This is a genomic window from Argonema antarcticum A004/B2, assembly GCF_023333585.1.
Taxonomy (GTDB): Bacteria; Cyanobacteriota; Cyanobacteriia; order Cyanobacteriales; family Aerosakkonemataceae; genus Argonema; species Argonema antarcticum.
Window position 1 is genome coordinate 12,966 of sequence record NZ_JAIQZN010000094.1, and the last position, 14,392, is coordinate 27,357.

Sequence of the window (14,392 nt, forward strand, 5' to 3'; positions counted from 1 at the left end):
AATGCGTTCATCATTTTTGATCGCCCCCAAAGCTAGCACCCGAATTTCACCTTCTTTTAACATTGTTTTCGTTAGTTATCATCGTAATCAGAAGGAGATTCGCGTTTTTCTGGAATTGGCCAATCTTCATTTTTGCCACCTATGAGCAATCTTTCAATGTTAACAAATTCCTTGCTCAACTGTTTGAGGGCGTTGATCAGGATGTCGAGTGCGATCGCATCGGTGGTGCCCAAATCAATCCAGCAACGCCCCCAGGTTCCCTCATATTCAAAATCGGCCATATTGTGCATCAACGCCATCAGGCTACTTTCAGCTGCATCTTCGTCATAATCCATATAGCTGAGTTCCAAACCAGTTTCCTGAACTTGGAGATTTTCAGCATTAAATCCCCCCAGTTTGCCCAAGAAAAACCAGGAATCGAAAACCTCTTCCACATACTGTTTTTCGGCTGGTGAAGGAACTGTACTGAACTCCAGCCAGATCCACAGATCGAACTGATTATACTCGCGGAACTCTACCTGCATTGAACTCTACCATCTAATCTAAATTTGGCAATTGACTAACGATCGGGCCCCATTTACCATTAATTTGTCTGACCCGCTCTCGCATAGCGCTGCAATTGCGCTCTTTTCGATCGATCTTACTTTGATTTCGGCATTGTTCGCGCACAAGTTGTGCAACCAAGTCTTTCGGGAGTTGAGCAGATTTTGTCGCAGCATTTTGGAAATGCGCTTTAGCTTCTTGGTTTCTATCCATGCCAACCAAGATTTGCGCTTTTAAGTATTGTAACTCTGGATTGTTAGGCGTATTTTTGATAGCAATATCGACATATTGCAGCGCCTTGTCATACTTTTTGAGATCGCGGTATCCAACGGCCATTCCCCGGTAAGCTAGATAAGCAGGAGCTGCTTTTTCCAAACGTTCGATCGCCTGCTGTGAGTCGGAAAAAGGCAAATTGACCGCAATCAGCAAATCCATCCACCCTTTGAGCAGATTGAGTTCTGGATCGTTCGGTGCGATTTTCTCAGCAGCGTCCAGTTCCCCATACACCTGTTGCAACTTGCTCAAAGCTTGGGTAGCACCTTTGAGTGTGCCATTCTCTCCCAGAATAGCAGCAGCCTCTAAACCATGACTGACAGCCTTGTAGAGATTGCCGCGCAAAGGATCGGTTGCTTCAAGCTGTGCCGCAGTTTCGCGCGTTTTAACAGCGTAGGATTTTAAGGACGCCAACAAAGCCTTATTCTCCCGATCGCCCTGCCAGTCCGTGTAAACTAAGGATGCCCTCATAGCATAGACTAGAGGCTCAGAAGGCTCTTTGGATTCAGCTTCTGGTAGATAACGTTCTGCCGCCTCCTTATAGTTGCCATTTTTAAACAAGGCGTTGAAAGCAGCTTCAGTGGCATCTCCAATTGGTTTGGGGTTGCTGGTGCGAAAGGGATCTCTAGCTAAAAGGGGGTTTGCCCAGAGGCAAAAAGCGATCGCACCAGCACCGACGAGATGCCATCTGGCACGCCCTGCGGGGTGCTTGCGGTACGCTGAAGTCAAGGCAGAAACAATCAATTTGGTACTGGGAAACAAATCCATAATCGCTTCTTTGCTAAAATGTCCCTTCTGATGATGCCAAAGATTATGGCAGTTAGCTACGACGCCAAGACAGATTATCCGTTCCAGGTTATCGCACTCGCCAATAACTGTGTTTGTATAGCTAGGGACTAGGGGCTTTCTTGCTAGGGACTAGGGGAAGAAGGGCCGTGTTTCAAGGGTTTGGTGGAATTAAGAACGTCGTAACTGCCGAGAAGATTGCTATACTCAGCACTCAGCACTCAGCACTCAGCACTTTGCTATACCGCCAAACTCGACAAGTCTGCCACAATGTGGAAAGTATGGTTCGTCTTTTTTACTGAATGCTTTATTTACGAAATTTAAGTTATCACCCCCCAGCCACTCCAACGGCGATCTTGAAATCCATTAACCTGGAATTAGCACCGCAGGAAATGGGACTTGTGATCGGCCCCAGCGGTTCTGGCAAAAGTACCTTATTAGAAATATTAGCTGGGTTGAGTGAAAGCACGTCTGGCAAGGTATTCTGGCGAGAACAAGAACTCATCGCCGAACAACTGCAACAGATCGGTGGATTGGTCTTTCAGTTTCCCGAACGGCATTTCTGCGGCAGCACTATTTTGGAAGAACTGCGCTTAGGACATCCAGAATTAGGTTCCCAGCGGGTCAAAGACGCTTTAACCGAAGTCGGACTCGATCGTTTATCGCTGAACACTTCACCCCACTCATTAAGCGGCGGTCAACAGCGACGCCTTGCCCTAGCAGTACAGCTAATTCGTCAACCCCATTTGCTATTGTTAGATGAACCCACCGCCGGACTGGACTGGTCTATGCGGCGTCAGTTGGTAAATCTATTAGCCAAACTTAAAAATCACTGGAGTCTATTTGTCGTGACTCACGATGCAGGCGATTTGCTAAGTATAGCAGATAAATGCTGGATAATCGATCGCGGCGAAGTACAATCAGTTGACCCAGCTACACTCAAAGCAAAAGCAGAACAACCGCAGTCAGTTGCTTGAAAATGAATTCTGACTTAACCGAAAACTCAACACTCAACACTCAAAATGATTCTCTGCTGCCAGAGATGGTTTCAGTGTGGCAAGAAACGCTTTCTTGGCAGCCAAATGTCGAACAGCAACAGTTATTTCAGCGTCTTCACGAATTGATTTTGCTGGGAAATCAGCAGCTGAATTTGACTCGCATCACCGGGCCGATCGAATTTTGGGAAAAACATCTCTGGGATTCGCTGCGAGGGATTGCACCGTTTCTGGGAAATTCAGCACTCACTACTCAGCACTCAGCACTCAGCACTGACTCAGCACTGACTCAGCACTCAGCACTCAGCACTCAGCACTCAGCACTGAACTGTATTGATATTGGCACGGGTGCGGGATTTCCGGGGTTGCCAGTTGCGATCGCCCAACCGAATTGGCATATCACCCTCCTAGATTCCACCCGCAAAAAAATCGCTTTTCTGGAAACTCTCCTAATCGAATTGGGAATTAAAAACACTACTACTTTGACTGGTAGATCTGAAGAAGTAGGAAAACAACGGCAACACCGAGAATACTACGACATAGCTTTAATTCGAGCAGTTGGTTCGGCATCAATCTGTGCAGAATATGCACTACCATTGCTGAAAGTTGGTGGTTTGGCAATCCTTTATCGCGGCAACTGGACAGCCGAAGAAAACTCTTCCCTACAACCAACACTTGAATGGCTGGGTGGCACAATTGAATCGACAGAACAGTTTACAACTCCCTTGAGCAAAAGCGTGCGTCACTGTTTGTACTTGCGTAAAATTGAGTCCTCAAACAAAATAAAAAATGTAAAATTAAAGATAAAATAACTTTTTCAATCAGATTATGGCAAACACAACCGTTAAGGCGACAACTTTATTGTTCGCTTTCTTACTAAGTAGCAGCATAGTTTACCCAGTCCTAGCGGAGACGGATTATCAACGCTGGTTGCGAATGGCTGAAACTGCCAGAAAAAGAGGCGATTACGATACAGCTTTGACTAATTATCAACGAGCGGCAGATGCCAGTCCCAATGGCCCTAACGATAGCGATATCAATACAGCTATCAGTCGCGTTTTGGAACAAAGACTGCAAAGCTTACAACGCATTGCCCCTAATTATGCCAGATACGTTAGAGTGGCAGACCAAGCTTACTTTAACGGCGAATATGACACAGCCATTGCTAATTACAGAAGGGCGCTAAACGAACGGCGTGGCGATCGCTATGCTACTGTGAGAATTCAGCAAGCAGAATGTATCAAAAAGAATAGACCTGCTACGGGTGCCCAGTTTAGAACATTTGGCTGTCCCAGCTTTTAAAGCTGATATTAGGTACGTAGTTGCGCTTTAGCGCTCTTATCCCAGTTGTAATAAGAGCGCTAAAGCGCAACAACATACCCTGAAGGCTTTGAATGAGTTACTTTACTTTCAAGCATTTCCTTGCTGTAAGCGTTTGTTGATTTCATCCCAGTTGAGAACATTCCACCAGGCATTTAAATAATCAGCGCGGCGATTTTGATATTTGAGATAATAAGCGTGTTCCCAGACATCGTTGCCCATGATAGGATAGTTACCGTCGATTAGCGGACTATCTTGGTTGGCTGTACTAATTACCTGGAGTTTGCCGTCTTTGCTGCGAACCAGCCAAGCCCAGCCGCTACCGAAACGCTTAGCCCCAGCATCGTTAAACTGTTGTTTGAAGGCGGCGAAACTGCCAAAATTAGTTTTAATGGCGTCTGCGATCGGGCCTGTCGGTTCCCCACCCCCATTCGGCTTCATGATTCTCCAGAACATACTGTGGTTGAGGTGACCGCCGCCATTGTTGCGAACCGTGGTGCGAATATCCTCCGGGACGGTATTGAGGTTTTGCAGTAATTCTTCGACAGTTTTGCCTTTGAGTTGGGGATGTTTTGCGATCGCATCATTCAAGTTTTTCACATAAGCCGCATGGTGCTTATCGTGATGAAACTCCATCGTTCTAGCATCAATATGCGGCTCCAGAGCATTGTAGGCATAGGGTAAAGGCGGCAACTCAAACCCACCTGTATTTTGTGCAACATTTGTCGTACTCCCTGGGGTAGATTTATCTGAGGTTGCCGATATATTGTCCCCAGATGCGCTACAAGCACCCATACTGACTGCACTGACACTGGCTCCCAGTAAAAATATGAAATTGCGGCGTGTAAGAGTCATAAGCAACACCAGATAATCAATTAATCGAGTTAGTTATCAATTTTATCTTCTTATAGCGTTCGACTTCATTAATTTTTTTTGTTAGATTATAGCAGCTTGCGAGTGGGTGAAGTACAGGCAACCTGTAGGGGCGGGTTTGGCAGATAATTTCTGGTTTTCAGACAAGAATAATGGCAAAACCGTTCGGCAGAGCTCACGGCGAAGCCCGCCCCTACTTCCACCCTGTCAGGGCGATCTATGCTATTGGTAGCAGATGTTACCTTAAAAATAAAAAATCCAAAACTAAACTTATGAGATATATACATTATGTCGCGTTTGGGCTTCTGTTTTTGTTCCTGCTCTTCGCTGGACTGACCATCTGGCAATGGAAAACGATATCCCGCTTCCTTGAAGTTGCGATCGAAACTTCAAAAGACGGAGAGCGGACATCTCCATTAAAAACACCTGAAGATTTCTTAGAATACATTGTCGCTCATCCCCAAAATGTTTCATTGGTTGCTTATGAAATTAGCAATCCAGAACAGGGGATTTTTTATCGTGCCGACGAAAAGCACCCCTTAGCTTCTACCATTAAAATTCTCATCCTGGCAGAATACGCCCGACAAGTCGAACAAGGGATAATTTCACCTGATGAGAAAATCGATCTAAATTCCGTAGATGTTTATTACCTGCCTAACAAAGATGGCGGTGCCCATCCTCAAGCGCTCAAAGAATTCCAAGATAAAAAATATGTGAATGCAGCAAATCAAATAGACCTGCGGCATATTGCTTGGGCGATGATTCGATACAGCAGTAACGCCGCCACCGACTATTTAATCGAGCGATTGGGGCGAGAAAATATAGAGAAATTGCCATCAAGATTAGGTTTACCAAATCAGGATGTGCCACTCCCGATTATCGGTCAGTTTTTAAGTTGGGACGATTCTGAAATATCACCTTTGCCAGCAGAACGCCTAAAAATTTACCAAGCAATGAGCCAAACGGAATACGCCAATTTAGTCTATAACTTAATGTCAAAGTGGAGAAATGATGCTGCTTTTCGCGATCGCAAAATCAAACACCTAATAGAATTTATCGGCATAGAAGACCAACAAGCAATGGCTCAAGCTTTAAATCCAGGCGGAACGGCAAAAGGATACGCACAAATAATGGAGCGAATTTACACCAACTCTTTGATTTCGCCAGCCGTATCCCAAATAATGCGAGAGTATTTAGAATGGCCGATGAAAAATGAACCTGTTCGGGAAAAATTTGATGCCCTTAGTGCAAAAGGTGGCAGCTTACCCGGTATCGTAACAGAAACTATGTATGCAAAGCGCAAAAATGGCGAACGGGGGAGAGTAGTAGCGCTATTTTTTGAAAATATTCCTACTGGTGTGTGGTTGCAGCTGATGCAAACTTACGCCCAACAAGAATTTGAACTCAAACTTCTGACAGACAAGCAGTTTTTTGAGACAGTTAGGCAGAAGTTATCAGTAGTAGCGCGTCTAGTTTAAGTGTGTAAGTACTCAACACTGAGAAACTAGATAAATCAAGCATCCGGGAATTGCTCAACCCAATATTTTAGCCTGCACGAGCTAGTAGATTGGGTTGAACGATAGTGAAACCCAACCTACTATGACTGTTGCTTCAAACGAAAAGAAAATCAGCAGATATCAGCTCGCTATTTGTCTGTGTAATAGCCACCGCATTACCATCAACACTTAGATCGGGGTCGTAACCCAAAAATCGCCCACCACTCGTAGTATAGACAAAGAAAGCTGGAGTGAGGGTAGTAGGGCTACCGTTCTGCGTATCCAATGCCGTATCCACCTCACCAACATTAGCAAACGTAATACTCGAATCGAATATAATCAAACTCTTGCCACTAATGTCAGTACCACTAGGGCTACCGCCCTTAACAGTAACAGTTCCGGATGTGAGACTGGAGATATTACCGAAGTTTGCCGGGGTGAACTTGAATTGGTCTTTAGTGGGACTAAAGTCGGTGACGTTATCTATAACACCACCTGTTGGACGCTGATCCCAAAACACGATATCACTACCACCACTGGTAGTGATCGTATCAACGCCATTATCGTCGCCGTGCATTTTGTCGCTACCTCCTCCTCCTTTGAGGGTGCTGGGGCCAGACGATCCGTCCCCATCATTATCCATGATTGTCCATGTACCTACAGTGGGTGTACCCAAGACATAACCTTGATCTGCGCCTGTGAGGGTCAATTTCATCGTCTCGTCCACTTCGCCAGTTAAAAAATCATCGATCTGTACAATAGTAATATCCGCTTGGCTCTGACCTGCTGGAATAATCACCGTACCGTTTGTCGTGGAGAAGGTAGCGGCACCACTTTGAGTGTAATCAGCATTAAAAGTAGCGGTTCCTCCCACATTGAAACTCACAGTAACACCTCCCGTCGGTGCAGGAGAGTTGAGATTGACTGTAAATAGGCGGTTGTTGCCAGGTCCAGCATTTTCCGATGTAGATTGAGGTTCCTTGATCGAAACTGTCGGAGGAATCACCGTGCCTTTAATTTGGAAATCAAAGGGATTTTCTACCCCGTCACCCCCATCACCATCATTGTTCTCAAATTTTAGAGGTCCAGTGAAAGTATTAATACTTTTGCTATCCAGTTGGACATTAAAAGTAGCTGAACCTCCAGGTGCTATAGTAGTGGGAGTAATCCCCACGAAACTGAAACCAGTTGGCAATTCCCAATTACTCATGGAAAGATTCGCATTGCCCGTGTTGATGACAATGAACGGTTTCGATATTGGTGAGTTTAATGGGGTAGAGCCAATGTCTGTTGGAGTTGTGGTTCCATCCACAATGTTGGGAGTTAAACTGCTAGCATCAAGAACTACGATTTCGGGAGCAGGTACAGTTTGCACCGTCCCTGCGATCGGGAAATAGAAGGGATTTTCTACCCCGTCACCGCCATCAGCATCATTGTTAGGAAACAAAATTGTGCCGGTGTAATTCCCCGCACTCTTGGCATCGAGTTGTACGGTAAAGGTTGTCGATGTATTAGGTGCTATAGTCGTACTGCCAAAAGGTGTTACCACACTGAAACCAGTGGGCAAATTTAGCTTACCAAGAGTGAGATCGTCAGTACCAGTATTTTTGATAGTGAAGGTTTGATTAACGCTTGTGCCAACTGGGGTAGTGCCAAAATTTATTGCCGTTTCGGTGCCGCTATCAATGTTACTATTTGTGCCATCCAATACATCAATTTCTGGGTTTGGTGGCGGTAAAGGTAATACAGTACCAGCAATAGCGAAATCGAATGGATTTTCTACACCATCTCCGCCATCGCCGTCATTATTGCCTATTTCTAGAGAGCCATTGTAATTTCCACCACTAGCCGCATCTAATCTGACCTGGAAAGTACTTAAACCTCCTGGATCTATGGAGCCAGGTATGTTTCCCAGCAAACTAAAACCATTTGGCAATTTCCACCCACTCAAATTCAGTACTCCAGTGCCAGTATTTTTGACCGTGAAGTTTTTAGTAATTCCTACTCCCAGATTTGTTGTCCCAAAGTTAATCGCCGTGACACTACCATCAGCAATGTTGTTATTTTGCGGATCTAGAACTTGAATTTCTGCATCTGATGTGGGTAGCGTACCGTTTACCGTAGCGGCAATGGCGAAATCAAAGGGATTTTCATCAGCGTCGTTGTTCCCAATCAATATAGTTCCGTTGGGATTGCCAGCAGCAGTTGTATCCACTTTGACGGTGAAATTAGCTGTACCACCGGCGGCGACAGTTCCGGGGATAGTGTCCACCAAACTGAAACCTTTCGGCAAAGTCCAACTATTTAAGTTGAGAACATCGGTGGCGCTGGTATTGTTGATGGTGAAGGTTTTAGTAAGGTTTGCACCCACATTAGCCGTGCCGAAGTTGATCGGTGTTGTGGTGCCATCAACGATGTTCGTACCGCCATCTTTGACTTCAATTTCTGGATTTGATTTTCCTACACCGCTTACCGTTCCGGCAATAGTAAAATTGAACGGATTTTCATCAGCGTCGTTGTTACCAATTTCCAAGTCGCCTTGGGAAGTTCCAGCAGCGATCGCATCCAATCTGACATCGAATTGAGACACTCCTCCTGGTATTATAATTCCCGGAACAGCGCCGACAAAACTGAATCCTGTTGGCAATTTCCAACCTATTAAATTAAGCTGATCTGTGCCAGTATTTTTGACTGTAAAGGTTTTGGTAATCGGCGTTCCTGTAGTAGTTGTGCCGAAATTCAATGCTGTTGTTGTCCCATCAACAATGTCCGTACCTCCATTCAAAACTTCAATTTCTGCTTTTGATGTCGGTGTACCGCTTACGGTAGCGGCGATCGCGAAATCGAAGGGACTTTCATTGCTGTCGTTGTTGCCAACCGTTAGAGTACCTTGGGTAGTTCCCGCCTTACCCGCATCAAATTTGACTTGGAAAGTATTTGAACCGCCACTGCCTATAATTCCAGGTAACGTGCCGATAAAACTAAACCCATTTGGCACACTCCAATTACTCAAATTGAGTGCCGCACCACCAGAATTTTTGACAGTGAAAGTTTTGGTAATTGGTACACCCAGAGGGGTCGTGCCAAAATTAAGCGCCGTTGTGGTGCCATCAACGATGTCAGTATTTACATCCAAAACTTGAATTTCTGGTTCTGTTGGCGGTACGGGAATTACTGTCCCACCAATGGCAAAGTCGAAAGGATTTTCATCGCTGTCATTGTTGCCAATTGCTAGATTTCCTTGAAAATTACCACCAGAATTTGCTTCTAATCTGAGGTCGAAAGTAGCTGAACTGCCTACGTCTAGACTTCCAGGGATGGTTCCCACAATACTGAATCCGGTTGGCAATTTCCAACCATTCAAGTTAAGCGCACTATTACCCAGGTTTTTGACAGTGAAGGTTCTGGTAATGGGTATACCAACAGTGGTCGTGCCAAAGTTAATCGGTGTTGTGGTGCCATCAACAATGTCGGTACTTCCATCAAGTACTTGAATTTCTGTATTTGTTGTAGGTGCGTTGACAATGCCGCTGATGTTGAAGTTGTAAGGATTTTCATCGCCATCGTTATTGGCAAAGGAAATAATCCCGTTATAACTACCAATGTTAGTAGCATCGAGTTTTACATCAAAGCTTGTGATGCTATTCGGAGTTATAGTTGTGGTAGCGAACGGATTAACCAGAGTGAAACCTGTTGGCAAACTGTTAATTGCACCGAGTGTCAGGTTAGCGTTACCTAGATTCTTGACGGTGAAGCTTTTAGTTACGGAGTTGCCAACGGTAGTTGTACCGAAATTAGCGTTTCCCGTATCATCTGGAACTGTCGTCGATCCATAGACTACATCAATTTCTGGGTTATTTATTGTGGGGGTTGAATCGTCATTTTTAATTGTGTAAGTCGCTGTTTGCTGGGTTCCTAGAGTTGCGCCGCCAATGGCATTAACTAATTTTAAGTTAATTGTTTCATCGGATTCAACATTCAAATCTCCAACGATGGGAATGCTGACATTTCTAAATGTTTCGCCTTTTTCAAAGGTGACTGTAATAGGTGAAATATTGATGTAATCGCTGCCGTCAGTAGCGCTGCCTGGGGGATTATCTATTTGCACTTGAACGCTGACTGGGCCGTCGCTACCGTCTGTACGTTGGATGTTGGCAACGATTTTGTTGGGGGTGCTGCCGTTACCTTCATTGTCGCTATAACTAGCGGCAGTAAATGATATAGTACCCCCTTTGCCTGTGCCAGATCCCTGCGTAAAATCGTTATCTACAATGGTGAGGATAGCGTTATTTTGTGACCCAATTGTTGCGCCGCCGGTGGGGTCGCTTAAGATTAAGTTAACGGTTTCGTTGCCTTCAACAGTTGTATCGTCGAGAACGGGAATGATGATAATTTTGGTGGTGGTATCTCCATCTGCCCAGTTGACTGGGATGGGGTTATTGCTGTAGTCTGCGGGTGATGCTAAGGTTGGGCTGCCGATCGCACTACCACTGTTGGCTATCACTTTCGCACTCACCGCACCTTTACTGCCGCCAGTGCGAGTTACTGTTATTAATGAGAAGGGTGTGCCATCTTCACTAACACCGTAGAGAGGGTTAGTAAACTGAAGGGTGCCTGCGTTAGATAGCGATGTACTGTTACTATCTACAATTGTGACATCCGCTACCTTGGGCGATGCGACGGTGGCACCGTTGCTGGGAAAACCCAAGGCTATGTTAAATGTCTCATCGCCTTCTGGAATAGAATCGCTGACAATGGGAATAATTAAGGTTTTTGCTGTTTCTCCAGCCGCAAAATTAACCTGGATAGGAGTGGCGTTGTAGTCATTTGGGGATTTGGCAGTGCCGTCGGTTAAAAAAGCGATCGCACTTACTGCTTCTTCAAGACTGCCTGTGCGAGTTACTGTTACTAATGTTTCCGGTCTGCCGTCTTCTCTTACCCGGTATGTCGGCTGGCTAAATTGTAAGTAGCTGTTTATTCTGATCGTAGAGTAGGTAAAGTTAGCCTTAGTAATGGTGCTGCTATTTACCCCTTTCAAATTCACCAAAAACTCTCCGGTGCCTTTGTCCTGAATTAGGGTATTGTTCGCATTTTCACCGCTTCCTTGAAATATATTTAGATCGTCAAAGGTGAGTCCGCCAGTTAAGCCAATTAAATCTAAACCATCGCCAAAGTCTTCGATATAGTCAGCATCATTAATGCTGAGGCCACCCGTAGTGCGAAAACCAGGTACGTCATCGCGTCTGCCGATAACAAATACATCGTCGCCGCTACCGCCGCTGAGGCTATCTGCACCTAAATCTCCCCAGAGAACGTCGTTGCCTTGGTCACCATAAAGTAGGTCGTTGCCTTGACCTCCCCAAATGGTATCTTTACCCTGTCCGCCGCGAATTATGTCTTGACCTTCATTCCCATAAAGTAAATCTGAGTTTTCGTTGCCGTTGATGATGTCATCGCCGCCTAAACCGCAGATAGTGTCGTTACCTTGTCCGCCAAAGAGAACGTCGTTGCCATCAAGGCTAGAGTCAGTGCCTATATTTCGATCGCCAAATAGTAAGTCGTCACCTTCGCCACCGATGGCGGTGTCATCACCTAAATCGCCATAAACGGTGTCGTTACCTTTGTCGCCAAATAACAAGTCGTTGTTCTGACCGCCGCGCACAAGATCGTCGTTTTGACCGCCACAAACTGTGTCGTTGCCTTCGTTGCCGTTGATAATATCTGCGTCTTGGTTGCCATATAAGAAGTCGTCGCCACCTAGACCAATTATTTCGTCGTTGCCTTCTTCGCCATATAAAACGTCGTTGCCATCGAGGCTAAAATCTGTATTTATTCCTTCATCGCCAACTAATAGGTCATCTCCCACGCCGCCATAGCCCGTGTCATTCCCTAAATCGCCATAAACGGTGTCGTTACCTTTGTCGCCAAATAACAAGTCGTTGTTCTGACCGCCGCGCACAAGATCGTCGTTTTGACCGCCACAAACTGTGTCGTTGCCTTCGTTGCCGTTGATAATATCTGCGTCTTGGTTGCCATATAAGAAGTCGTCGCCACCTAGACCAATTATTTCGTCGTTGCCTTCTTCGCCATATAAAACGTCGTTGCCATCGAGGCTAAAATCTGTGCCTATATTTCGATCGCCAACTAATAGGTCATCTCCCACGCCGCCATAGCCGGTGTCATTCCCTAAGTCGCCATAAACGGTGTCCTTACCTTTGTCGCCATAGAGAAGGTCGTCATCTTTTCCTCCCCGCACAAGATCCTCTTCTTGCCCTCCACGAACTAGGTCTTTGCCTCTGTTGCCGTTGAGGATGTCTGAGTTCTCGTTGCCGTTGATAATGTCATCCCCTTCCATGCCAAAAACGATGTCATCTCCTTCCATCGCAAAAATGCTGTCAGCCTGGGATGAGCCATCTATACTGTTCTTGCCAAAAGTTGTGTTAAAAGCGACCAATTTTTTCGAGCCTCACAGGTAGATACACTAAAAGAAAATATTTTTTCACTAGCGATTACGATTTAAATTTCCATGCTAATTGGTATGAATCGCATTTTGATTTTAATGTAGATACTGTCTAGATCCCTGATATGTGTAATTTTACCATGTACTCTACTATCGTTACCATATCTTCTTTGAAAATTTATAAAAAATTTATATTTCACATATTTTAGGCAAAAAAATAATAGGCTGTATTCTGTGCTTAATTAGAAACAGCTTTAACCATATCCAATTGGTTTTTTAGAAGTAAGGCGGTTGTGGGGAACTCAGAAAATTTTTCCCCTGCATTGGGTTTGCAGTTTTGACGCAAACATAAGCGATATGAGCAGACGATCGCCCGCTATCATAATCAAGTATTTCGTCAAAGTAGCAGGTTTATTGTCGTTTCATAAGTAAAACTACCGACTATTATTATTCGTATTTTAGCTTACCTCACTTAAGTAGTTGAACTATCATTTTCCGAGATTTTACGCCTAATGGCAGATTTTTCGGAACTTTTTGTTTAAATTTGCCACAAGTGTGTTATACTAATAAGTTTAGAGAACGTCGCGCCGGTAGCACGCTGTATAGAAGGATAAAGAACACCAACTGTACTGCTTTTAACTTACCCACCCAAGAGGCCGATCGTATCAGTAAGAAAATTTTAGGTTTAGTCGGTAGTCATTAGTCATTGGTCATTGGGTATTTGTAAGCAATACTTAACGCGAGTTTTTAACTAATGACTACTGACTACTGACTACTGACGACCAGATTAGGAAATCTCGCGGACGCTGGGCTGACCATCTTTGACTTCGCCTACCAGCACCAAATTAGTGACGCCTACGAATAAGCCATTTTCCAAAACACCGGGAATGTTATTGAGCGTTTTTTCCAGTTCGGCTGGGTTGTCAATAGTGTCAAATTTGACATCAATTACCATGTTGCCTTGGTCGGTAATTACCGGGCCTGCTTTTTTGACGCCCATACGCAATTCTGGCTTACCGCCCAGTTTTTGAATGGCACGCATTACGGGTGCGTATGCCATCGGGATCACTTCCACTGGTAGCTTGAAGGTAGATCCGAGTTTGTCTACCAGTTTGGAACTGTCCACCACTACAATAAACAGGTCAGCGAGGGAATCCACGATTTTTTCGCGGGTGTGGGCGGCACCGCCACCTTTGATTAAATTGAGTTGGGGGTCAACTTCATCAGCGCCATCGATCGCAATATCAATATGATCGATCGCATCCAGTGTCGTTAGTGGAATCCCGTACTGTTTAGCCAGCACTTCCGCCTGAAACGAGGTGGGGACGCCTATGATATCTTTTAGTTCCCCAGATTTGAGGCGATCGCCCAAAAACTGGATCGCGTAAGCTGTAGTAGATCCCGTCCCCAGTCCCACTATAGAACCTGACTGTACGCGGTCTGCGGCGGCTTTGCCAACTTGCTGTTTCATCAACGTAGTCGCGTCTATTTCTGCACTCATCACGAAAACTCCTTTTTAGTCATTGGTCATTAGTCATTGGTCATTAGTCATTGGTCATTAGTCATTAGTCATTAGACCTCTCCAAAAAACATTGTAGAGACGTTTCATGAAACGTCTCTACAAGGGTTCTAGGCGACGCACCTTT

At 45.1% G+C, this 14,392-nt stretch carries 10 protein-coding genes; 5 read left to right on the top strand and 5 right to left on the bottom strand.

The genetic code is table 11. From position 1 onward, the window contains the following. Nucleotides 1–71: 71 nt before the first annotated feature. Together LAY57_RS28535 and LAY57_RS28540 are read right to left on the bottom strand one after the other, a co-directional pair. Nucleotides 72–524 (bottom strand): DUF3531 family protein, encoded by a 453-nt coding sequence (locus LAY57_RS28535; protein WP_249070562.1) that lies wholly within the window; start codon nucleotides 522–524, stop codon nucleotides 72–74. 13 nt (nucleotides 525–537) lie between these two features. Further along, nucleotides 538–1,584, bottom strand: a complete 1,047-nt coding sequence (locus LAY57_RS28540; RefSeq protein WP_249070563.1) for a Sll0314/Alr1548 family TPR repeat-containing protein — start codon at nucleotides 1,582–1,584, stop codon at nucleotides 538–540. A gap of 167 nt (nucleotides 1,585–1,751) precedes the next feature. Between LAY57_RS28540 and LAY57_RS28545 the strand changes: the two genes are divergently transcribed. From LAY57_RS28545 to LAY57_RS28560, 4 genes are read left to right on the top strand one after another with little or no spacing between them, the layout of a single operon-like run. Then, entirely contained in the window at nucleotides 1,752–1,904 is a 153-nt protein-coding gene (locus LAY57_RS28545) for a hypothetical protein (protein ID WP_249070564.1), read from the top strand. After that, nucleotides 1,905–2,579 (top strand): ABC transporter ATP-binding protein, encoded by a 675-nt coding sequence (locus tag LAY57_RS28550; RefSeq protein ID WP_249070565.1) that lies wholly within the window; start codon nucleotides 1,905–1,907, stop codon nucleotides 2,577–2,579. 2 nt (nucleotides 2,580–2,581) lie between these two features. Then, nucleotides 2,582–3,409 (top strand): 16S rRNA (guanine(527)-N(7))-methyltransferase RsmG, encoded by an 828-nt coding sequence (rsmG, locus tag LAY57_RS28555; RefSeq protein WP_249070566.1) that lies wholly within the window; start codon nucleotides 2,582–2,584, stop codon nucleotides 3,407–3,409. A 16-nt stretch (nucleotides 3,410–3,425) separates the two neighbouring features. Continuing rightward, nucleotides 3,426–3,899: a tetratricopeptide repeat protein gene (locus tag LAY57_RS28560; RefSeq protein WP_249070567.1), complete on the top strand. Its 474-nt coding sequence runs from the start codon at nucleotides 3,426–3,428 to the stop codon at nucleotides 3,897–3,899. A gap of 108 nt (nucleotides 3,900–4,007) precedes the next feature. On the opposite strand, the gene LAY57_RS28565 is transcribed toward LAY57_RS28560, so the two are convergent. Next, the gene (locus tag LAY57_RS28565; RefSeq protein WP_249070568.1) at nucleotides 4,008–4,772 is read right to left on the bottom strand and encodes a superoxide dismutase; all 765 of its coding nucleotides are present in this window, start codon (nucleotides 4,770–4,772) and stop codon (nucleotides 4,008–4,010) included. Nucleotides 4,773–5,062: 290 nt separating this feature from the next. Here LAY57_RS28565 and LAY57_RS28570 point away from each other — a divergent pair, with 290 nt between their 5' ends. Further along, nucleotides 5,063–6,268, top strand: coding sequence for a serine hydrolase (locus tag LAY57_RS28570; RefSeq protein ID WP_249070569.1), 1,206 nt, complete (start codon nucleotides 5,063–5,065; stop codon nucleotides 6,266–6,268). Between the two features lie 133 nt (nucleotides 6,269–6,401). Here LAY57_RS28570 and LAY57_RS28575 read toward each other — a convergent pair whose 3' ends face one another. Together LAY57_RS28575 and rpiA are read right to left on the bottom strand one after the other, a co-directional pair. Next, on the bottom strand, nucleotides 6,402–12,740 hold the full coding sequence (locus tag LAY57_RS28575; protein WP_249070570.1) for a choice-of-anchor D domain-containing protein: 6,339 nt from the start codon (nucleotides 12,738–12,740) through the stop codon (nucleotides 6,402–6,404). Between the two features lie 793 nt (nucleotides 12,741–13,533). Next, nucleotides 13,534–14,247 (bottom strand): ribose-5-phosphate isomerase RpiA, encoded by a 714-nt coding sequence (gene rpiA, locus LAY57_RS28580; RefSeq protein ID WP_249070571.1) that lies wholly within the window; start codon nucleotides 14,245–14,247, stop codon nucleotides 13,534–13,536. Nucleotides 14,248–14,392: the final 145 nt, after the last annotated feature.